The 21,116-nt window shown below is 70.3% G+C and carries 13 protein-coding genes and 2 pseudogenes; 6 read left to right on the forward strand and 9 right to left on the reverse strand.

Translation table 11 applies throughout. The features are described 5' to 3' along the window. Positions 1 to 430 (forward strand): annotated as a pseudogene (locus T398_RS21665) (methyltransferase type 11); the annotation flags it as partial. On the opposite strand, the pseudogene T398_RS21670 reads toward T398_RS21665, so the two are convergent. From T398_RS21670 to T398_RS21685, 4 genes and pseudogenes are all read right to left on the reverse strand, one after another. Next, a pseudogene (locus tag T398_RS21670) lies at positions 369 to 710 on the reverse strand (IS701 family transposase); the annotation flags it as partial. The pseudogenes T398_RS21665 and T398_RS21670 sit on opposite strands and share 62 nt — an antisense overlap. Positions 711 to 1,306: 596 nt before the next feature. Continuing rightward, positions 1,307 to 3,031 carry a glycerol-3-phosphate dehydrogenase/oxidase gene (locus T398_RS21675; RefSeq protein ID WP_496449523.1) on the reverse strand — a complete coding sequence of 575 codons (1,725 nt, stop codon included), beginning with the start codon at positions 3,029 to 3,031 and terminating at the stop codon, positions 1,307 to 1,309. A gap of 72 nt (positions 3,032 to 3,103) precedes the next feature. After that, on the reverse strand, positions 3,104 to 4,621 hold the full coding sequence (gene glpK / locus T398_RS21680) for a glycerol kinase GlpK (RefSeq protein ID WP_496449525.1): 1,518 nt from the start codon (positions 4,619 to 4,621) through the stop codon (positions 3,104 to 3,106). A gap of 38 nt (positions 4,622 to 4,659) precedes the next feature. Further along, positions 4,660 to 5,487, reverse strand: a complete 828-nt coding sequence (locus T398_RS21685; RefSeq protein ID WP_496449527.1) for an MIP/aquaporin family protein — start codon at positions 5,485 to 5,487, stop codon at positions 4,660 to 4,662. A gap of 183 nt (positions 5,488 to 5,670) precedes the next feature. Between T398_RS21685 and T398_RS21690 the strand changes: the two genes are divergently transcribed. The 3 genes from T398_RS21690 to T398_RS21700 all read left to right on the forward strand — a co-directional run bounded on the left by T398_RS21690 (position 5,671) and on the right by T398_RS21700 (position 9,438). Next, positions 5,671 to 6,438, forward strand: coding sequence for an IclR family transcriptional regulator (locus T398_RS21690; protein WP_496449529.1), 768 nt, complete (start codon positions 5,671 to 5,673; stop codon positions 6,436 to 6,438). Positions 6,439 to 6,477: 39 nt separating this feature from the next. Next, on the forward strand, positions 6,478 to 8,001 hold the full coding sequence (gene glpK, locus T398_RS21695) for a glycerol kinase GlpK (RefSeq protein ID WP_496449530.1): 1,524 nt from the start codon (positions 6,478 to 6,480) through the stop codon (positions 7,999 to 8,001). Between the two features lie 180 nt (positions 8,002 to 8,181). After that, positions 8,182 to 9,438 (forward strand): ISAs1 family transposase, encoded by a 1,257-nt coding sequence (locus T398_RS21700; protein WP_496449532.1) that lies wholly within the window; start codon positions 8,182 to 8,184, stop codon positions 9,436 to 9,438. Here T398_RS21700 and T398_RS21705 read toward each other — a convergent pair. After that, a complete protein-coding gene (locus tag T398_RS21705) occupies positions 9,348 to 10,136 on the reverse strand; it encodes a transposase family protein (protein ID WP_496449534.1) in 789 nt (262 codons plus the stop codon). The genes T398_RS21700 and T398_RS21705 overlap by 91 nt on opposite strands. A gap of 1,101 nt (positions 10,137 to 11,237) precedes the next feature. Between T398_RS21705 and T398_RS21710 the strand changes: the two genes are divergently transcribed. Together T398_RS21710 and T398_RS21715 are read left to right on the forward strand one after the other, a co-directional pair. Then, complete coding sequence (locus T398_RS21710; protein WP_018812469.1) at positions 11,238 to 11,558, forward strand: transposase; 321 nt, start codon at positions 11,238 to 11,240, stop codon at positions 11,556 to 11,558. 167 nt (positions 11,559 to 11,725) lie between these two features. Further along, complete coding sequence (locus T398_RS21715; protein WP_496449535.1) at positions 11,726 to 11,911, forward strand: hypothetical protein; 186 nt, start codon at positions 11,726 to 11,728, stop codon at positions 11,909 to 11,911. A gap of 21 nt (positions 11,912 to 11,932) precedes the next feature. On the opposite strand, the gene T398_RS21720 is transcribed toward T398_RS21715, so the two are convergent. Genes T398_RS21720 through T398_RS21735 form a run of 4 tightly spaced genes read right to left on the reverse strand, consistent with a single transcriptional unit; the run spans position 11,933 to position 21,098 of the window. Continuing rightward, complete coding sequence (locus tag T398_RS21720; protein WP_496449536.1) at positions 11,933 to 14,233, reverse strand: lantibiotic dehydratase; 2,301 nt, start codon at positions 14,231 to 14,233, stop codon at positions 11,933 to 11,935. Continuing rightward, entirely contained in the window at positions 14,233 to 15,288 is a 1,056-nt protein-coding gene (locus T398_RS21725; protein WP_496449538.1) for a methyltransferase, read from the reverse strand. The genes T398_RS21720 and T398_RS21725 overlap by 1 nt, the downstream gene beginning before the upstream one ends. Before the next feature lie 13 nt (positions 15,289 to 15,301). Further along, positions 15,302 to 16,651, reverse strand: a complete 1,350-nt coding sequence (locus T398_RS21730; protein ID WP_496449540.1) for an MFS transporter — start codon at positions 16,649 to 16,651, stop codon at positions 15,302 to 15,304. Then, positions 16,644 to 21,098 carry an SDR family oxidoreductase gene (locus tag T398_RS21735; protein ID WP_496449586.1) on the reverse strand — a complete coding sequence of 1,485 codons (4,455 nt, stop codon included), beginning with the start codon at positions 21,096 to 21,098 and terminating at the stop codon, positions 16,644 to 16,646. The genes T398_RS21730 and T398_RS21735 overlap by 8 nt, the downstream gene beginning before the upstream one ends. Between the last annotated feature and the right edge of the window lie 18 nt (positions 21,099 to 21,116).

Genomic DNA, 21,116 nt, shown 5'->3' on the forward strand with positions numbered 1-21,116 from the left:
GAGCACCCCCGGCGCGTACGACCCGGGCTTCATCGCCGCGATGGACGCCCTGGCCGCGCACCTACCGGCGGAGCAGCCCCCGCCCGCGCCGACCGCCGGCCCGTTCGACGACGAACAGACGATCACGGCGACGATGGCGGCGGCCGGCCTCGACGTCGCCGCGATCAGCGAGCACCGGGTCGAGAGCAGGTTCCACGACGTGAACCACTGGATGCGGTGGATGTGGTCGCACGGCGGGCGGGCACTGCTACAACACCTGCCGGCCGATCGGCTCGACGCGGCGACCGCCGACGCGGCGCGGGTGCTGGAATCCGCCCGTACCCCCGAGGGCGACCTGACGTTGACCACCGTCGGGCGGATCACCGTCGCGTGGCCGGCTTCGGGGTCCAGCAGCGGTAGAAGGCCAGCTCACCGGTGGTGTTCTTCCTGATCAGGAGACTGTGCTGGCCGCCGTCGTCGGGGTCGGCGTCGGTGCACACGTCATCGATCCAGGCCCAGTCGTAGAAGCGTGGGCCTTTGGACCCGGCGCCCGCGCTGCGGCGATGCCACGCCGAGTTCGGCAGGTCGGCGGCGATCCGGTCGACGCGTAGGCGGGTCTTGCCGCCGTCGATGGGCACCATGTGGCTGCACGAGACCGCAAGGACGTAGCCGATCCCGTGCTCCCGCAGGCCAGCGCGGAAGACACTGCTGTTGCCGTAAGCCTCGTCCGCGCAGGAACAAATTGAGCTCCTCCACGATCTGCTCGACCGGTACCAGCAGACGGGACCGGACCGTCATGGAACGGATCCAAGCCCTCGCATGCTGAACAGCTGGGCTTCGACCCGACCCGTTTCCAGACCAAGCCGCCAGCCTGCTACCGGGCCTCCTGGCAGCTACCCGGACCGGACTCACACCGGCAAGCAGCGATGAGCTTCAGACCAAGACACGACCGCTGAACGATCACCTCTCAATCACTGGACGCACCGGCTGCCGTATTAGGGACACGGTGGCCGCGACCCTGGCCCAAAGTTCTTAATAAACGGCGCGGGCCAGAAGCTAATCACCTGACTACCTCCGGCCTGTTTCGGATGGCCTTCTCGTGCTGCTGGTGCGTATACGCCTTTCCCAGCCGGCCAGCACGACATGATCCAGGCCGGAGCGCATGACGACGTCACTCATGACGGGGCGAGACAGTAGCGGCCCTGCGCCGTTGTAGACGTGCCTACGCAGGTGGCGGTGCGTGTGGCCCGTTCGGGGCCGCCTTGATTGATCATTCCTCTTGTCTGGAGAAGACGATTGCAAACCACACGGCGTACCGCCGGTCGGCTCAGGCCGCGAGTGCTACCGGCGGCACCACATCCGGCACGACCAGCCGGGCCGCGTCGGCGGCCTGGTCGTCGGTCTGGTCGTGCGCAATCCGTTCGGCGTCCACCTGTGCGACGTAGTGAGCCACCTCGCGGTCCATCCGCTCGGCGTCCCAGCCGAGCACCGGCGCCATCAACTGCGCTGTCGGGCGGGCCGCTGCCCGGCCCCGGTCGAACGTCTCGATCGAAACGTGTGTACGCCGGGTAAGCACGTCCTCCAGGTGCAGGGCGCCCTCGGCCGACACCGCGTGAACGACCTCCACACGCAGATAGTCGTCGGCGCCGTCGAGCGGCTCAACGAGGGTCGAATCCTCTCCGAGCAGGTGCAGCACCTCGTCGACGGCGGCCCCGTAGCGACGCAATAGATGCTCGACCCGCTCCACGGTCAGGCCGTACTGTCGCGCGATGCGGCGGCGCTGGTTCCAGCGGGCGACATAGCCCTCGGCGCCGAGCAGGGGAACCCGGTCGGTGCAGGACCGCGGCACACCACCACCGAGTCCCCGCACGGCCTCATCGACAGCGTCACGGGCCATCACCCGATACGTTGTGTACTTCCCGCCAGCGACCATCACCAGACCCGGCATCGGACTGGCCACGGTGTGCTCACGGGACAACTTGGCAGTCGCATCCGACTGCCCGGACAGCAGCGGGCGTAGACCCGCATACACGCCCTCGACGTCGTCGCGGGTCAGCGGAATGGCCAGTACCTCATTGACCCGTGCCAGCAGGTAGTCGATGTCGCGGCTGGTCGCTGCCGGGTGCGCCTTGTCCAGATCCCAGTCGGTATCGGTGGTGCCGATCAGCCAATGCCGATCCCACGGGATCACGAACAGCACGCTGGATTCGGTTCGCAGGATCAGGCCGGTGGTGGAGTGGATCCGGTCGCGGGGCACTACGAGGTGAATACCCTTCGAAGCGCGAACCTGCACCGGCCCCGGCTCATCAACGAGAGACTGGATATCGTCGGTCCAGACTCCGGTGGCGTTAATGACCTGCCGGGCGCGGACCTCGAAGACCTGGTCGGTCTCCAGGTCATGGACCCGCACTCCGATGACGCGGTGGCCGTCGCGCAGGAGGCCCACGACCCGGGCTCGGGAAACGGGGTATGCGCCGTGGGCTGCGGCGGTACGGACAAGATACGTCACCAGCCGGGCGTCATCGACCTGGGCATCGTAGTACTGCAAGGCCCCGACCAGCGACTCCGGACGCAGCGACGGGCAAGCGCGTACCGCGCCACGTCGGGTCAAGTGCCGGTGGGCCGGTACCCCGCGGGAGTTGCTGCCGGAAAGGCTCATCGTGTCGTAGAGCAGGACGCCGGCTCCCGCGTACAGTCGTTCCCAACCGCGGTGTCGCAGCGGGTAGAGAAACGGCACCGGCCGGACCAGGTGCGGGGCAAGTCGCTGTAGTAGGAGGCCCCGCTCGCGCAGCGCCTCGCGGACCAGCCCGAAGTCGAGCATCTCCAGGTAGCGCAGACCACCGTGGATGAGCTTACTGGAGCGGCTCGACGTGCCGCTGGCCCAATCGCGGGCCTCGACGAGGCCGACAGACAGGCCCCGAGTAACGGCGTCCAGTGCGCAGCCGGCGCCGGTGACACCGCCGCCGACCACCAGGACGTCCAGTTCCAAGCCGCTGCTCAGCGCGGCCAGCGACCGCTCGCGGGCGGCCAGTGACAGTGTCGCGGAGTGCATACGTTCTCTCTCCTGTATCTGGGAGGCCGGTGGGGACGCCTGCCTCCCGGGTCTTCTTGGGTACGGCGGTGGTCAGTCGACGTCGACCCAGTCGAGGGTGCGTTGGACGGCCCGCTTCCAGCGTCCGTACTCGGCCTCGCGTTGTGGCAACGGCCAGGTGGGCTGCCAGCGGCGGCTTTCGTTCCAGTTCTCGCGTAGTTCGTCGGTGCTGCGCCAGAATCCGACGGCGAGGCCGGCGGCGTAGGCGGCGCCGAGCGCGGTGGTCTCGGCGACCGTCGGGCGACTCACCGGGACGCCGAGGATGTCGGCCTGCAGTTGCATGCACAGGTCGTTCTCGGTGACGCCGCCGTCGACCTTGAGACACTCCAGTGGTACGCCGGAGTCCGTGGCCATGGCCTCGGCGACGTCTCGGCTCTGGTAGCAGATCGACTCGAGGGTGGCCCGGGCGATGTGGGCGTCGGTGTTGAACCGGGACAGGCCGACGATCACGCCGCGGGCGTCGGAGCGCCAGTACGGGGCGAAGAGGCCGGAGAACGCGGGCACGAAGTACACGCCGCCGTTGTCGTCCACCTGGCCGGCCAGGATCTCACTCTGCGCCGCAGAGTTGATGATCTTCAGTTGGTCGCGCAACCACTGTACGGCCGAACCGGTCACGGCGATCGAGCCCTCCAGCGCGTACACCGGCGGCTGGTCACCGAACTGGTAGCAGACGGTGGTGAGCAGGCCAGCCTGCGAGCGGACGATCTCCGGGCCGGTGTTGAGCAGCATGAAGTTGCCCGTACCGTAGGTGTTCTTGGCCTCTCCCGGGGCAAAACAGACCTGGCCGACGGTCGCTGCCTGCTGGTCGCCGAGATCCCCGGTGAGCGGGACCTCGCCGGTGAACGGGCCGTGGGCGGCGGTGACACCGTAGGAATCCGGATCAGACGACGGCCGGATCCGCGGCAGCATCGCCCGCGGGATGTCGAAGAAGGACAACAGTTCGTCGTCCCAGTCCAGCGTCGCCAGGTTCATCAGCATGGTGCGACTGGCGTTGGTCGGATCGGTTACGTGCACGCCACCCGCGGTACCGCCGGTCAGATTCCACAACAGCCAGGTGTCGGTGTTGCCGAAGATAGCCTCCCCGCGCTCGGCCGCCTCCCGCACTCCGTCCACATTCTCCAGAATCCACTGAATCTTGCCGCCGGAGAAATATGTCGCCGGCGGCAGACCGGCCTTACGCCGGATCACCTCACCCCTACCCGAACGCTCCAGGGCGGAGGCGATCCGGTCGGTCCGGGTGTCCTGCCACACAATGGCGTTGTGGTAGGGCCGACCGGTCCGGCGATTCCACACCACGGTGGTCTCCCGCTGGTTGGTGACCCCGAGGGCGGCGAGGTCGGTGACGGTGAGGCGGTGCTCGTACAGCACGGTCCGGATGACCGTCTGGGTGCGCTCCCAAATCTCCACCGGGTTATGTTCGACCCAACCGGGCCGCGGCAGGATCTGCTGGTGCTCAAGCTGGTGGCGACCCAGGTCGTTACCAGCATGGTCAAAAATCATGAACCGGGTACTGGTGGTGCCCTGATCCACGGCGGCAACGAAGTCAGCCATTCGGGAGCTCTCCTCGGCGGGTCGTAGGGATATGTCAATCAGACACGGGCGCGCTCGGACATCGCAGCCGTCTCGGTGTCATTCGTGCCCGGCTGCGGCTCATCGCTTGGCAGGAAGCGGCCGACGAACAACTCATAGAGACCGGCGCCGATGACACCACCGGCCAGCGGCCCGACGATGGGCACCCAAAAGTACGGATATCCACTCGGGTCCAGGAAGGCCGTCTCGTACCCGGTGAGGAAGGACGCGAGGCGGGGGCCGAAGTCGCGGGCTGGGTTGATCGCGTAGCCGGCGTTGACGGCGAACGCCATGCCAATCGCGACCACGATCAGGCCGACGATCAGCGGGGCAAGGTTGGCACCGGGCAAAGAGTTTCGGGCGTCGGTTACGGCAAAGATCAAAAACAGCAGGATCGCCGTGCCAATGATCTGGTCACGCAGGGCGCCCCACTCAGTAATGCCAGCACCCGGCAGAGTCGAGAAGACGCCCTGACTCTTGCTGGTCAAGCCCGGGTCAAACCGCTGCAGCACCTCGCTGTAGTTCCAGCGAATGATCAGGGCCGCGACGAACGCCCCGGCGGTCTGTGCGAGGGCATAGGGCATCACCTTGCGCCACGAGAAGCCCTTGAACACCGCGAGGGCGAGGGTCACTGCGGGATTGAGGTGGGCGCCACTGATCCGGCCAGCGACGTAGATGCCGAGCGCGACGCCAAGGCCCCAGGCCCAGGCGATGCTGTCGAACTCACCGGTACCCCCGGCATTGACCTGGGCGACGACGCCCACGCCGAAGAGAATCAGGATCGCGGTGCCGGCGAACTCGGCGGCCAACTCTCCAAGGAGTCCGGGCGCTCTCACACGCTGTGTCATTGGTGTCTCCAGGTGGGGGTGGCGGCTCTCCGCGGTCGGGGGATGGAGGGCCGTGCGATATCGGCGAGTGGCGGGCGTCGCCGTGCGGTGAACCGTAGGAAACATGAGGAGGCAGGTCAACGAACCCCGGTCGACAATGCCGAACACTGTTGCGTTGGCCCCGAACGCTTTAACATCCGCCCTATGCCTGGTCAGGTGCAGTCCATCGCGCGTGCCGCGGCGATCCTCCGCCTGCTGGCCAGCAGTTCCGGCCGGCTCGGCATCGGGGAGATCGCCCGTTCTCTCAATCTGCCCAAGGGCACGACGCACGGCATCATACGTACGCTGAAAGACGTCGGATTCGTGGAGCAGGACAAGACCTCCGGCAAGTACCAACTCGGCGCCGCGCTGCTGCACCTCGGCACGAGCTCCCTCGACGTCAACGAGCTCCGTTCCCGTTCCATCAACTGGGCGGACCCACTCGCCGCGCGCAGCGGCGAGGCGGTCCGTATCGGCACTCTGCTAGACGGCAAGGTACTTGTGGTCCACCACGTGTTCCGGCCCGACGACACCCTCCAGACGCTGGACGTCGGATCCCTGCTGCCCCCGCACGCCACCGCCCTCGGCAAAGTCCTGCTCGCCTACGACGTGGGCGCCGCCAACGCGGTCATACAACGCGAGCCCGAGCCCTACACCCGACGCACCCTGGTCACTGCACGGGCACTCACCCGGGCCCTCAGCGAAGTCCGGGACAACGGTTGGGGAGCCGAGATCGGAGAGATGACCCCTGGCGAGGCCGGCATCGCCGCGCCGATCCGCGGCTATGGCGGCTTGGTCGTGGGCGCAATCGGGCTCTCTGGTCCCGTGGACCGCACCTGCGACGGGTCCGGCAACCTCCGCTCAGCCCTTGTCACATACGTCCGCGACGCCGCCCGCGCGGTTTCCCGCGATCTCGGCGCCCCGCGCTGGTGATCCGTCACCCCACCACCCCGGCTTCATGAAGGGCGAGTAATGACCGAGCGCTTTGTCGTCGCTATCGATCAGGGAACCACGTCCACCCGATGCATCGTCTTCGACCGCCGTGGCAACCTCGTCTCCGTGGTCCAGCGGGAACACCGGCAGCATTTTCCCCGGCCAGGTTGGGTAGAGCACGACGCTATGGAGATCTGGCGCAACGTCGGCAAGGTCGTTCCCCGCGCCCTCACCCAGGCTGGCCTCACCATCGACCAGATCGCCGCGATCGGGATCGCCAACCAGCGCGAAACCACGATCGTCTGGGACCGGCGCACCGGTGTCCCGGTGGCTCCCGCGCTCATCTGGCAGGACACCCGCACCGACCTGGTGGTGGACGCCCTCAACCGGGCCAGCGGCGCCGACCATATTCAGGAGCTGTGCGGGCTGCCGCTGACCACGTACTTCTCCGGTCCGAAGCTGCGCTGGCTGCTCGACCACGTCCCCGGCCTCGCCGAACGCGCCGAACGCGGCGAGGTGCTCTTTGGGACCATGGAGAGCTGGCTGATATGGAACCTTACCGGCGGCCCGGACGGCGGCCTGCATCTGACCGACGTCACCAACGCCAGCCGCACCATGCTGATGGACCTGCGCACTCTCGACTGGCACCCCAGGCTGCTGAGTTTCTTCGGCGTGCCGGCCGCCATGCTGCCGCAGATCCGCTCCTCGTCGGAGGTGTACGGCACCGCCACAGCCGTCCTGCCCGGCGTCCGGATCGCGGCGGCCCTCGGTGACCAGCAGGCTGCCCTGTTCGGTCAAACCTGCTTCGACCCAGGCGACGCCAAGTGCACCTATGGCACCGGCAGCTTCCTGCTGCTGAACACCGGCACCGAGCCGGTGCCTTCGCGGCACGGCCTACTCACCACCGTCGGCTACCGGATCGGCGGCGAGCCGGCCTTGTACGCCCTGGAAGGGTCCATCGCGATCACCGGATCCCTGGTGCAGTGGTTCCGCGACCGGCTGGAGCTGATCAGCACCGCACCGGAAATCGAGACCCTCGCCCGAACAGTCGGCGACAACGGCGGCTGCTACATTGTGCCCGCCTTCTCCGGGCTATTCGCCCCACACTGGCGCAGCGAGGCGCGCGGCATGATCGTCGGACTCACCTCATACATCACCAAGGGGCACCTGGCCCGGGCCGTGCTGGAGGCGACCGGGTGGCAGACCCGTGAGGTGGTTGACGCCATGAACGCCGACTCCGGGCTGGAGTTGACCGCCCTGAGGGTGGACGGCGGGATGACCGCGAACAATTTGCTGATGCAGTTCGTCGCGGACGTACTCGCGGTGCCGGTGGTGCGCCCGATGGCGGCCGAGACGGTCTCTCTCGGGGCTGCATACGCAGCCGGGCTCGCGGTTCAGTACTGGCCAGACCTGGATGACCTGCGTAGCAACTGGCACCCGGCTGCTCGGTGGGTGCCGGAGATGGATGCCGCAGTTCGGACACGGGAACGGGAAAACTGGCGGCGGGCGGTGGAGCGCACCTTCGACTGGATCCGGCCCACAGCGGAGCCTGCTCGCCGCTGACCCACTACCATGATCAAATGTTGAAGGCAGCCGAGCCCCAGGGCTCCGGCAAGGTAGCGATATGACCGTTGTGGCCGGTTGGGTGGGGACGCTCCGGATCATGGTGGTATAGAGACGGGCGCGGCCTTTCGATGATCATCCAGGTGTCGAGTCTGGGAAGATCAAAGAGGACCACGCCCGTTGGGATCATCATCGCTGATTGATGTGTTGGCCGTGCACGCGGACCACCTGGATGAGTCGTTGCCGGTCCAACGCCGGTCGAGCCTGGTCACGGCGTTGGCGGCAGTGCCGGACCGGCGAGACCCCCGCGGTGTCGTCCATGCGTTGCCCGCGGTCCTGGCCACTGCCGTCGCGGCGGTGCTGACCGGTGCCCGCTCCGCGGCGGCGGTCGCGGAATGGGCCGCTGATGCGCCGCAGCAGGTCCTCGCTGAACTGGGCGTGTTCCGGGATCCGTTCACCGGGGTGCATCGAGCTCCGGACGAGTCCACGTTCCGGCGAATCCTGGCCGGTGTCGACGCCGACGCCCTGGACGACACGGTCGGTCGGTGGGTCCTCGCGTGCCAGCCGGCGGCGACCACCGGGCGACGGGTGTACAGCGTGGACGGCAAAACCTTGCGGGGCAGCGGCCCGGCCGGTGAACAGGTGCATCTCCTCGCAGTGCTTGACCAGCACACCGGGACGGTCCTGGGCCAGGTCGACGTCGACGGCAAGACCAACGAGCTGGCCCGCTTCCAGCCGCTGCTGGGCCCTCTCGACCTGACCGCGGTGGTCGTCACCGCCGACGCGTTACACATCCAGCGCGAGCATGCCCGCTGGCTGGTCGACACCAAGAAGGCCGCCTACGTCTTCACCGTGAAGAAGAACCAGCCGCGTCTGTATCGGCAGCTCAAGACCCTGCCCTGGACGAAGATCCCGATCCAGGACGAGACCAGCACCCGCGGGCACGGCCGCTACGACATCCGCCGCCTGCAAGCAGTCACCTGCACCGGGCCACTCGCCCTGGACTTTCCCCACGCCGTACAAGCACTACGGATCCGCCGCCGACGGCTGAACCTGGCCACTGGCCGCTGGTCCACCGTCACCGTCTACGCGATCACCAACCTGAGCGCAGCCCAGGCCGGCCCTGCCGAACTGGCCGACTGGCTGCGCGGGCACTGGGCCATCGAAACTCTGCACCACATCCGCGACACCACCTACGCCGAGGACGCCAGCCGCCTACGCACCGGCAACGCACCCCGCGCCATGGCCACTCTGCGCAACACGGCGATCAACCTGCTCCGGCTAACCGGCATCACCACCATCGCTGCAGCCCTACGCCACAACAGCCGAAACCCATACCGGGAGGGTCATTCAAAACCCGGTGTGGCGGTTCTGAAGATCTCCAGTGCGGTGACGGTGAGTAACGTGTCGGGGAAGTCGGTCATGATTCGGTGGTAGCCGGTCTTGAGGATTTTCCAGTTCTTCAGGTGGCTGATGGCACGTTCGACGGCGGCGCGGGGCCGGTTGACGCTGTAGTTGTAGGCCTTCTGCTTGGCGGTGAGTTCCCCGCCGGGCGGTTTCTTGTGTGGGGTGATCGGGCCGGTGCCCTGGTAGCCGCAGTCGCCGATCATGCCCGGTCCGCCGGTGGCCAGGTGCTCTGCCCAGCGTTCGGCGATGCCGGAGATGTAGAACGCGGCCGCGTCGTGGCGGGCGCCGTTGACGGGCTCGCCCACGTCGGCGATCCGGCCGTCGAGGTCGGCGACGACCTGCACGTTCTGCCCGCACACGTGCTTCTTGCCGGAGAACAGGCCGTGGTAGTCCTCGCGTTCGCCGACCGGGGCGACGAACCCGTCGACCAGCACACCGTCGCGGTGAGCCTGGTCGAGACGCTGATCGACCTCGGGTCGGGTGACCCAGCGCAGGATCGGTTGCAGAATCTGGTGATAGCGGGTGATGGTCGCCTGGGAGCAGCCGAAAACCTCGCCGAGGACCTCGTCGGGCAGGTTGTGCCGCAGCCCGAACAGGACCGCGATCACCGCCGTGGGCAGCGGCAACACGTGTGGACGCCCGACCGGCGGCGTCTCCCACTCGTCGCCGACGATCTCACGTACCCTGCCGATCAGGTCGGCGAGCCGGTCAGCGGGAAGTCCTGTCATACTTTCACAGCGCAGCGGCTGGCCCTCGATCAACTTCCTCACAAAAGATGATCTACAGGATCCCGGCCGCTGCGTCTACTACGGACAGTCCTCCGTGGCGCGGTCGCCCTCGAACATCACCAAACGTGACATCCAAGAGTGTCGACCCGAGTTTTGAATGACCCTCCGGCCACTCCAACTACTCGGACTCGACTGAAACGGCCATATCGTCACTTGCCGGACCCTGGCGAGGCAGCCAACCGGGGCGCGTCACTTCGTAAAAACCCGGGCTAATGTGCAGATATGATCGACCAAAGAATGCTCACAAGCATCGCCAGCAAAATCATCCAGACCAAGGCTTTGGTCGCGAGTCGTGCACGAGGTGTACGGGCCTCGGCTAGCCGGCCAAGCATCTCGACCTTCGACTCAAACAGGTACGGGCTGGGACTGTCGGCGGTCCTGAACTTCAGTGGGTCGGTGGGTGGTCCGGTGTCTGGCCTGTTGGGTTTGTCCGGATCTGAACTTGCCATCGTCACAGTATGTCCTCCCAAAGATGCCACGCACAACCGGCCAACGAGTTGACAAGCCTATGTAGGGTTCTGCCGCTGCTCGAACACGGCAGCGGCAGACCCGTTTTCTTCTTAAACAGGATGGGCGACAGGAGGCGGCGGTGTATTCATTAGCATCCGGATGCCGGTCGATGGATCACACATCACAACTACCCGTAGATCAACGGCTACCCCTGGCATGCTGGACTGGAATTCCATTCCCAATTTCCGGGTAGCGTGCAAATGAGTCCGGGTGAAGCGCATTTTCTTGCTCTGTAATAATTCGCGCCAGCTACGAATGTTTGGTATCTCGCGCCGTCGGTGCCTACCTGCCAGTAGTACTCGCCACCCGTCGACCTGAATTGCATCTCTTCCACGCAGAGGTCGTTACCTGGCAGCCCGCCACAGTTGTACGTCTGTCGCATAATAAGCCATTTGGACGTCCGCTCCCATAGGAACGTTTTCCTCGGTGAGTACCTAGCCCATTCGAAAGTCGGCTCCCATGGTGTCGCCGTGGCAATGTTGGAGAAATCGCTGTCACCCGCCAGGTTGTTTGCTTGCACTCTGAACGAGTATGTGCGATCTGCGGGGAGTTGATTCCACCGTCACCGTCTACGCGATCACCAACCTGAGCGCAGCCCAGGCCGGCCCTGCCGAACTGGCCGACTGGCTGCGCGGGCACTGGGCCATCGAAACTCTGCACCACATCCGCGACACCACCTACGCCGAGGACGCCAGCCGCCTACGCACCGGCAACGCACCCCGCGCCATGGCCACTCTGCGCAACACGGCGATCAACCTGCTCCGGCTAACCGGCATCACCACCATCGCTGCAGCCCTACGCCACAACAGCCGAAACCCATACCGGCCACTCCAACTACTCGGACTCGACTGAAACGGCCATATCGTCACCTTGCCGGAACCCTGAGCCGAGCCCAAGCTGGCGCGCCAAGGTTGATCTGAGTTTCACCTGGCGCCTCCGGCAGGAATCGAACCCGCGATACACGGGAACCGGCGGCAGGGGTTCCTAGGATCGACGCCGCCGAACTGGCACCCGAGGCGGTGTGGCCCGCACAGGCGAGCGATGCGCTGCTGACGCTCAAGACCGCCGCCGACACGGCCCGCGCTGCGGGCCGCACCGAGATCGACCCGTCTCTGCTGGCGGAGCAGACCGGCTTGTTCCGCCAGGCCGCACTGGTCGCGGTCAAGGACCACCAGGCGCAACCGTCCAACGATGACCGGTCCTGATCGCCGGGGATCGACGGTGGGTCACCCCGGCGAGGCGACGAAGCGCAGTTCGGCACTGCGCCGCTGACCGTCCGGGCCGGTGAACCAGAGCTGGTCGGGGGCGGGCAGCATCTCGGTGACGGTGACCCGGGCGTCTGCCCCGGCGGTCCGAGCCGCCCGTCGCGCGGCGCGGGAGAGCACCTCCACCGAGGCGAGGCCGGCCAGGTCGACATAGACCGGCTTCTTCTCCCCGGTGCACCGGACGAAGACGTGCCGGGGCAGCCCGTGCCGGCCCGCCCAGGCCCGGGCGCGGCGGAACCGGCGGGCCTCGTCGGGGTCGGCGGCGAAGTCGATGGCGCCGGCGGGCAGGGTCCACGACTCACGGCTCACCACGAGCCTGCCGATGGTCAACCGGGGACGGTGCGCAGCCGGGGAGAGGAGCCGGAAGTGCGGCATCAGGTTGGCCGCCACCAGGTCCGCCAGCACCTCCAGCAGGTCGTGGCACACGCCGTCGCGGCGCCGCCGGACGACGAGCCGGCCGTCGCTGTCGAGCACCTCGCAGCCACCGACCACCAGGTCGTGCTCCGGGTCGTGGCCGCAGGTGTCGGGGGCGAAGACCAGACGACGATCCGCGGGGGCGTGCAGTCTCGGGGACGACCGGGTCGCGCTGCCGCCCTGCGCGCCCGTGGACGCCAGCCGGACCGTGCCGGCCGACAGGTCCGCCGCCATCGCCCGGGCCAACTCGTCCGGCGCGGGGTGGCACTCCACCCAGCTGGCGTACCGCATCGTGTGGTATCCGGGGTGCAGCTCCCCGAGGACCCAGTCGACGTTCCCGGCGACCACGGCGGCCAGGTCCGGCGCGGCGATCATCAGGTCCGGGCTGTGCTGGGCCGCCGCCGGCCAGCCCGGCGGGCCGGCGGGGAACGCGGCGGCGACGCCGGCCCGCAGACCGGCGGCGTCCCGCCACACCCGGCGCTCGCCGTCGTCGACGGCGAGCAGCCGTTCCCAGCGGGCGGCCAGGGCGCGGGTCAGCGGTCGCACCACCGGCTCCGGGTCGTCGATGAGCACCCCCCGGGCGGCCAGCCACAGCTCCGCCAGCGGCACCGGCCCGCCCGGCCGGGTGGCGAGCTGGTCGAAGAGGGTCCGAAGCGCCCGCCGGTAGAGGGCCGCACCGGCCGCCGTGTACCACCGGGCACTGTCCAGCAGCAGAGCCAGCGGAGCGCGGAGCGCGTCCAGCGCCGCCGGACCGATCGTGATCGTGTCCGGCTCCCGGCACTCCTCGAAGACCAGGGTGCGACCGGCGTACAGCTGACCAGCCGCGCGGACCGGGGCCTCGCCGGTCAGGTCGGTGAAGGTAGCGTCCAGCGTGGACAGTGCGTCGCGGACCGCCGTCGCGTCACCCCGGGCCGCCGCCACTCCGGCCGCCGCGGCGGTGAACCGGTCGAGGGCGGCGCGGGCGGGTCCGCGTACGGCGGGATCGTCGACCCGGTCCACGACGGCCCGCATGGTGGCGGCCGGGTGCAGGTCGTCCGGGGGTGCCTCCAGGGTCCACTCGATCCGGCGGTCGGCGTACAGCCGGTCCAGGGCGGCGCGGATCCGCTCCGGGTCGGTGGTGCGGGCCGCCGGGTCGGCGCGGACCACGTCGACCACCTCCCGTGCGGTCCGGTCGGGTCGCAGCGCCCGCAGCACGGCGGCGTCCACCGGATCCAGAAGCACCGGCTCGGCCAACGGGACACGCAGGGCCTCCCCGTCGGCGTCGAGCAGGGGCAGTAGCCGGGGAACCAGCCACGGACGCAGCGGCGGGGCGAGCGCCCGACCGAGTGCCGCGAGGGCCCAGCCCTCCAGGTAGAGGGTGCGGTCGCCGCCGGTGCCGTCGTGCGCGAGGCGGACGGGCTCCACCTGCGCCGGGTCGATCCGCCCCCACCGCAGCGGCCCGAAGAAGCCGATCGTGTCGTTCTTCAGGCAGTACCGGTGCAGGTAGCTGGTGACCAGGGCCTCGGTCCGGCGGTGCCGACCGGTGCGGGAGACCGTCCGCGGGTCACGTCGCAGCAGCGTGTCGAACCCGTTGTCCAGCGCGGCCGGGTTCTGCCAGGCGACCGCCTCGCGGACCCGCGGGTCGGCGGCCACCCGGTGCAGTGCCCGCGCGAGGCCCCGCTCGGCGACCCGGAACCGGGCGAGGTAGTCCTCCGCGGGAGCGCCGCCGTTCACCGCGTCGGCCAACCCGGCCAGCTCCGGGTCGACCAGGGACTCCACGAGGTCGGCGGGGAAACCGGCCGCGCGGACGCAGAACCACTGCCACAGGCCCCAGCCGCCGCCGAGCGCCATCTGATGCGGGGCGGCCATCAGCCCGCCCGGACCGCGGTCACCAGGTGGTCGGTCTCCGAGCCACCGAGCACCTGCTGGCGTACCTCGGTGAAGCCGGCCTCGTGCAGCAGGCCGACGAGTTCGTCACGGGCGTAGGCCCGACCGCCCTGGGTGTGGAAGAGGTTCAGGCTGAACATCCGGACGAACGCCTCGCCCGGTCCGGCCGGCCGCTCGGGCACCTCCGCGAGCGGTTCGAGCAGGGCCACCCGCCCACCGGGTCGCAGCGCGGCGGCGACCCGGCGCAGCAGGGTCCGCGTCGCGGCCGGCTGGTAGCCGTGCACGATGTTGAAGAGCAGCACCAGGTCGTGGCCGGTGCCGTAGTCGACCTCGAAGAGGTCGCCCGCGCGCAGGGTGACCCGGTCGGTGAGCCCGGCGGCGGCGACGGTCTCCGCACCCTGGGCCAGCGCGCCGGCCAGGTCCACGACGGTCGCCCGCAACCGCGGATTCGCGGTGAGGAAGGCCACCGGGTAGCTCGCGTGCCCGCCGCCGACGTCGAGCAGGCTGCGCGCGTCGGCCGGTACCGGTACCCGCTCGACGATCTCCGCACCGAGCCGGTCGGCGAGGCGACGCAGCATGGTCTGGAAGTCCGCGAGGGTCTGCGGTTGCGTCTCCAGCCAGGCGTAGAAGTCGCCGGTCGGTGCGCCGGAGCGGATCGACGCCTCCAGGTCGTGCCACCAGCCGGTGAGAAGCCCCGACCAGAAGGAGAGCACCGGCGCGAAGCTGTCCGGGGCGGCACGCAGCAGCCAGCGCGCGGTGTTGGCGCTGTTGGCGTACCGGCCGTCGGCACGGGTCAGGTAGCCGTAGCCAGCCAGCGCGTCGAGGAGGATGCGCAGGCCGAGCGGGTCGGTGCCGGTACGCGCGGCGAGCTGGTCGGCCGGCAGCGGGCCGTCGGCCAGCGCCTCGAAGACCCCCAGGCGCAGCGCCGTTCCGACGCTGCGGAAGGAGACCGCGTCGAGCAGGTCGAGGTACGCGGCGGGGGCGGCGTCGGAGGTGAGGAACTGCTGTTCCTCCTCCGGAGTCAGCGGCACCGGCATGGCGGGGGCTCCTTCACGTGGCTGGTCGACTGTCGGCCGGGACGGTCTCGGGGTCCGGAGTGTCGTCGGGCAGGGCGTCGGGCAGGTCGTCGGCGCCGCGCAGCGCCGGCCGGGTCCAGGCGAGCGCGGCGAGGAGCACCATCGCCAACCCGGTGACCGCGAAGAGCACCGCGATCCCCCGGCCGTCCCCGGTGCCGACCACCCGGCCCACCGAGTCGGCGAGCGCCCCGCCGGGACGCAGCAGCGGCTCGAAGACGCCGTCGGCGACCGGCCCGGCCAGCACGTACGCCAGCGGCACGCTGGCGTCGCCGATCACCCGGGCGGTGGCCAGCACCCGGCCCAGCAGCGCCGGTTCGGTCTTGGTCTGGATCAGCGTCATGGTGGAGCTGTTCACGATCGGCAGGGTGAAGAGGAACAGCGGGGCGACCACGCCGATCAGCCAGGCGGAGGGGGACGCGGCGTGCAGGACGAGGGCCACTCCCCCGCCGGCGAGTCCACCGCAGACAGCGGTGACCCGGCGGGTCGGCCCGCCCCACGCCCCCATCACGAGGCTGCCGGCGAAGAGACCGGCGCCCCCGGCGAACATCAGCACACCGAGGGTGTCCGCCGTGGTGAACGACAGGATCAGCGGCTGGACCAGCACCCCGGCGAGTCCGAAGAGGAAGTTGTACCCGCCGAAAACCATCATGAGCTGGAGCAGGCCGCGCCGTTGCCGCAGGTACCGCCACCCGGCGGTGGCTCCCCGCAGCACCGCCTCGGCGGGACCGGATCGGGCGGGGCGGGTCACCTCGGCGGGGAGCCGGACCAGCAGCAGAGTCGAGGCCGCGACCACGAAGGTGCCCAGGTCGATGGCCATCACCCCGCCGATCCCGATGGTCACCACCAGCACCCCGGCGATCAGCGGGGCGGCGATCTGCACGGCCCGGGAGATCTGCATCAACCCGTTGAACCGGCCCAGGTGACGCTTGCCGACCAACGCCGGGGTCATCGCCTGGTAGGCGACCTGGTGCACGGTGGACGCGGCGGCGCTCACCGCGGTGGCGAGGTAGATGTGCCAGACCGCGAGGGCGTCGGCGGCGACCAGCGCGGCGAGCGCCGCCGTACCGGCGGCGGCGACGGTGTCGGCGGCCACCATCAAACGGCGGCGGTCCCGGCGGTCCGCGAGCGCGCCGGCGACGGGCGCGAACAGCACCGCCGGCAGCGTCGCGGCGAGGAAGATCAACGCGAACTGGGTGACCGAGCCGGTGCGCTGGTAGACCCAGACACCGAGGACGAACCCGGTGAGGCTCGATCCGACGAGCGACACGAGCTGCCCGAACCAGATCGCCGCCCACCGGGCGGTGGGTGTCGCACGGTCATCCATGGGGCCGCCCGGGCGGTGGGTCGAGAAAGCCGGCGGCCACGAACGCCGCCAGGTAGGTGTGCACCATCCGCTCGTCGGCCGCCGGGCAGGTGACCCCGGCCGCCGCAAGCACCGCCTCGGTGCCGGCGCAGTCGAAGTCCGGCTGCGTCCGGACCGGGGTGTCCGCGCCGAGGAGCGGGGCGAAATGGGCCAGCGCGGCGTCCGGGCGGTCCAGCAGGGCCGCCCGCCAACGGGGGTACGCCACCACCGTCACCGGGTAGCCGAAGCTGGCGAGCGCGGCGGCCAGGGCGGGGTACGAGATGGTCCGGTTGTTGTAGTAGTGGTGGTCTCCGGTGGAACCGGTCCGGGTCAGGTGCCCGATGCCGGCCCCGACGTAGTCGACCGGCGCGAGATCGGCCGGGTCGTCGATCTCCGGTACGGCACCGAGCTGCACACAGGTTTTCAGCAGCCGGCTGAAGAAGTCGTCGGTGTTGCCGACGCCGCTGCCGGCGTCGCCGGTGATCCGGGCCGGGCGGTGCACGCTGACCGGCAGTCCCCGTTCCCGGGCGGCGCGGACCAGCGCGTCGGCCACCCACTTGCTGGCGTTGTAGCCGTCGTGGAGGCCGTCGCATTCGTCCGGGACGTCGCCCTCGCGGACCAGGGTGCCGGTGCGGGACGGGGTGACGAACACCCCGAGGGTGGAGACGAAGTGCACCGCGCTCGGGCCGCCGGCGGTGGCCAACCGGAGCACCTCCCAGGTGCCGCCGACGTTGGCCGGACGCAGCACCGGGTATGGCTGGACGAAGTTGACCACGCCGCCGTTGTGCACGATCGCGTCCAGCCGTTCGCCCAGCTCGGCGAAGGCCACACCGGTCAGGCCGAGGCGGGGTGCCCCGAGGTCACCGGGGACACCGACGACACGGTCGGCGTACTCCGGTCGCCAGAGGCCGTACCGGTGGAGGTTGGCGCGGACCCGGTTGACGGCGGCGACCGGGGTGTCGGCGCGGACCAGGCAGTGCATGGTGGCGGTGCTCGCGGCGAGCCAGTCGGCGAGCAGATACGCCCCGAGGAAGCCGGTCGCCCCGGTGCAGAGCACCGTGCGGGGCGGCGAGACCGGCGTCCCGGGGGGCACGGACAGGTCCTCGGGAAGACGGGCCTCGGCGCGGAGCAGGTCACCGCCGCCGCGCGACGTGGGAGCGCCGCCGTCGAGGACAGCGGCGAGACCGGCCAGGTCGGCGGTGGAGAAGAGTTCCCGCAGTGGCAACTCCACCCCGAGCACGGCCCGGATCCGGGTCGCCACGGTCGCCGCGAGCAGCGAGTGTCCGCCCAGGTCGAAGAAGTTGTCGTGCCGCCCGACCGGGCCGGTGTCGAGCAGCTCGGCCCAGATGTCGGCGAGTGTCTTCTCGGTCGGGGTGGCCGGTGCTTCGTGCGCCGGCCGGCCGGTCTCGCCGGGCCGGGGCAGGGCGGCCAGGTCGAGCTTGCCGTGCCGGTTGGTGGGCAGGTCGGGCACCCGGACGAAGGAGGCGGGCACGAGGTGTTCCGGCATCCGGCGGCGCAGCGCGATCCGCGCCGCCGGCCCGTCCGGGGTGGTGTCGTCGCCGACCAGGTAGGCGACGAGCCGGGGGCCGGCCGGGGCGTGGTCGACGACGACGGCGGTACGGCGTACCCCGGGCAGGGTGGCGCAGGCCGCCTCGACCTCGCCGATCTCGATCCGGTGGCCCCGGATCTTGACCTGCTGGTCGGTGCGGCCGAGGAATTCGAGGGTGCCGTCGGCGCGGTGCCGGGCCAGGTCACCGGTGCGGTAGAGCCGCGCCCCGGGCGGGCCGTACGGGTCGGGCACGAACCGGGCGGCGGTCTCGGCGGGGTTGCCGAGGTAGCCCCGGGCGGGGGCGGTGCCGCCGACGTACACCTCGCCGCCCAGCCCGATCGGCACCGGCCGCTGGTGGGCGTCGAGGACGTGCACCCGCACGTTCGGCACCGGTCGGCCGATCGGCAACCGGGTCAGGCCGGGCAGTTCACCGGCGTCCACGGTGGCGTACGTGGTGGCGCAGACGGTCGCCTCGGTCGGCCCGTAGTGGTTGTGCAGGGTGACCCGGCCGGCGGTGAGCCCGGCCCAGCGGCGGACGGTCTCCAGGTCGACGGCCTCCCCGCCGACCATCATTGCGCGAAGCGGGCCGACGTCGACGACGCCGGTCAGGGCGGCGAGGTCACCGACCCAGCGTGCCCAGAGCGGCGCGGCGGTGTCGACCAGGGTGAGGCCGTGCTCCCGGCACAGGGCGGTCAGGCCCGCCCCGGTGATCGCGGCCGGCTGCCGGTGCACCACGAGCGTGGCCCCGCTGACCAGCGCCGGAAGGATGTCGCCGACGGAGGCGTCGAAGCTCAGCGGGGGCAGCATGAGCAGCCGGTCACCGGGGGCGATGCCGTGCAGGTCGGCGAACGCCAGCGCCAGGTTGACGGCGGTGCGGTGGCTGACCATCACCCCCTTGGGCGTACCGGTGGAGCCGGAGGTGTGGATGACGTAGGCGAGCTGGTCCGGGTGGACCGGCCGGGGTTCCACCGGGGACGGGTCCCCGGCCCCACCGGCGTCGACCGGTTGGCCGTCGGCGTCGACGGCGAGGAGCCTGCCGGCGTACGGCCGGTCGCCGCCCTCGTCCGGCGCACCGGCCAGGGTGGCGGCGAGGTCGGAGTCGGTGAGGCAGACCGTGGTGCCCGCGGCGGCGAGCAAGGCGCGCAGCCGGGCCGGCGGGTGGGTGGGGTCCAGTGGCAGGTATCCGGCGCCGGCCTTGAGGATCGCCAGCAGGCCGGTGACGGCGGCGTGGCCGGCGGCCAGCGCGAGCCCGACCGGCTGGTCGGGGCCGACGCCGACGCGGCGCAGGTGGGCGGCGAGCCGGTCGGCGCCGGCGTCCAGTTGGCCGTAGGTCAGCACCGGCCGGGTCGGCCCGTCCGGGCTGACGTCCAGCAGCGCGGGCGCGTCCGGGTCGGCCGCCGCCCGCGCGCCGACCAGATCGTGCAGCCCCACCCCGTCCGGGTACGCCCGGTCGGTGGCGTTCCAGGCGGCCAGGTCGTGCCGCTCGGCGGGACCGGTCAGCTCCACCGCGGAAAGGCGGACGTGCGACCGGGCAGCCAGCGCCGACAGCACGGAGCGGAACCGGTCGACGAACCGGTCGATGGTCACCTGGTCGAAGAGGTCGGTGTTGTAGTCGACCAGGCCGCCGAGTCCGGCCGGGGACTCGTGCACCGCCACGGTGAGGTCCAGGCGGGAGGTCTCCCGGCGGACCGGCACCGGGCGGACGGCGAGACCGGCCCGCGGACCGGCGACGCCGGCCTGGTTCAGGACCAGCATCACCTGGAAGAGCGGGTTGCGGCTGGCGTCGCGGGGCAGCCGGACGGTCTCGACGATCCGTTCGAAGGGCAACGCGGCGTGGGCCAGGGATTCCACGCAGGTGGCCCGGACCCGGGTCAGCGCCTCGGCCAGGGTCGGGTCCCCGGAGAGGTCGGTGCGCAACGGCAGACTGTTCACCAGCAGGCCGACCATCCGCTGCTGTTCGGCGTCGGCACGCAACGTCACCGGGGAGGCCACACACACGTCGTCGGTGTCGCCGAGGCGGGCCAGCAGCACCTGGAGGCCGGTAAGCAGAATCATGAATCGGGTGCAGCCGGTCCGCCGCCCCAGGGCGTCGAGTGACGCGACCAGATCATCGCCGATGTCGAAGCCGTGGGTGCGGCCGGGGAAGGTCTGCACGGCCGGTCGCGGCCGGTCGGTCGGGAGGTCGAGCAGACCGGAGGAGCCGGCCAGTCGGTCGGCCCAGAACCTCCGCAGTTCGTCGGCGGCGGTCCCGGCCGACCGGTCCTGTTGCCACAGCACGTAGTCCGGGAACTGCGCGGCCGGAGGAGCCGGCGGCGCGGCCACCCCGGAGAGACGCCGGCGGTGACCGTCGAGAAGGCCGGTGAGCACGATGCCGAGGGACTGCTCGTCGGCGATGATGTGGTGCAGGCTGACCACCACCAGGTGCTCGTCGGCGGCCAGCCGGCCCACCCGGACCCGGACCAGGGGTGCCCGACTCAGGTCGAAGGGGGTTTCGCTCTCCCGGTGGACGGCGACGGCGACCGCCGCCTCACGGCCGGCGGGTGCCACCGCGGTCAGGTCCTCCACGGCGAGTACGCACCGGGCGGACGGGTCGGCGGCGGGCAGGACGACCTGCTCCACCTCCCCGTCGCGCTCCACGAACGTTGTGCGCAGGGCGTCGTGCGCGGCGACGACCTCGTCCAGCGCGGACTGCAACGCGGCGAGATCCAACCGGCCGGTGATCCGGACCGCCTGGTTGAGCACGTACGCCGGATTGCCCGGCTGGAGCCGGTCGAGGAACCACATACCCTCCTGCATCGGCGAGAGCGGCACCCGGGTGCCCGGTGCCCGCCGGGGGATGCCGGCGGGCCGGGCCCCGCCGGCGAGCCCCCGGCGGGCCATCAGCTCCCGGATCAGGCG

Source organism: Salinispora goodfellowii (assembly GCF_059570675.1).

What these genes read in the sequence shown, in the direction of transcription:
- T398_RS21675 (WP_496449523.1), bottom strand. Translation starts at nt 3,031, where the DNA reads ATGCACTCCGCGACACTGTCACTGGCCGCCCGCGAGCGGTCGCTGGCC.
- glpK (WP_496449525.1), bottom strand. Translation starts at nt 4,621, where the DNA reads ATGGCTGACTTCGTTGCCGCCGTGGATCAGGGCACCACCAGTACCCGG.
- T398_RS21685 (WP_496449527.1), bottom strand. Translation starts at nt 5,487, where the DNA reads ATGACACAGCGTGTGAGAGCGCCCGGACTCCTTGGAGAGTTGGCCGCC.
- T398_RS21690 (WP_496449529.1), top strand. Translation starts at nt 5,671, where the DNA reads ATGCCTGGTCAGGTGCAGTCCATCGCGCGTGCCGCGGCGATCCTCCGC.
- glpK (WP_496449530.1), top strand. Translation starts at nt 6,478, where the DNA reads ATGACCGAGCGCTTTGTCGTCGCTATCGATCAGGGAACCACGTCCACC.
- T398_RS21705 (WP_496449534.1), bottom strand. Translation starts at nt 10,136, where the DNA reads ATGACAGGACTTCCCGCTGACCGGCTCGCCGACCTGATCGGCAGGGTA.
- T398_RS21710 (WP_018812469.1), top strand. Translation starts at nt 11,238, where the DNA reads ATGTGCGATCTGCGGGGAGTTGATTCCACCGTCACCGTCTACGCGATC.
- T398_RS21720 (WP_496449536.1), bottom strand. Translation starts at nt 14,233, where the DNA reads ATGGCCGCCCCGCATCAGATGGCGCTCGGCGGCGGCTGGGGCCTGTGG.
- T398_RS21725 (WP_496449538.1), bottom strand. Translation starts at nt 15,288, where the DNA reads ATGCCGGTGCCGCTGACTCCGGAGGAGGAACAGCAGTTCCTCACCTCC.
- T398_RS21730 (WP_496449540.1), bottom strand. Translation starts at nt 16,651, where the DNA reads ATGGATGACCGTGCGACACCCACCGCCCGGTGGGCGGCGATCTGGTTC.
- T398_RS21735 (WP_496449586.1), bottom strand. Translation starts at nt 21,098, where the DNA reads ATGGCCCGCCGGGGGCTCGCCGGCGGGGCCCGGCCCGCCGGCATCCCC.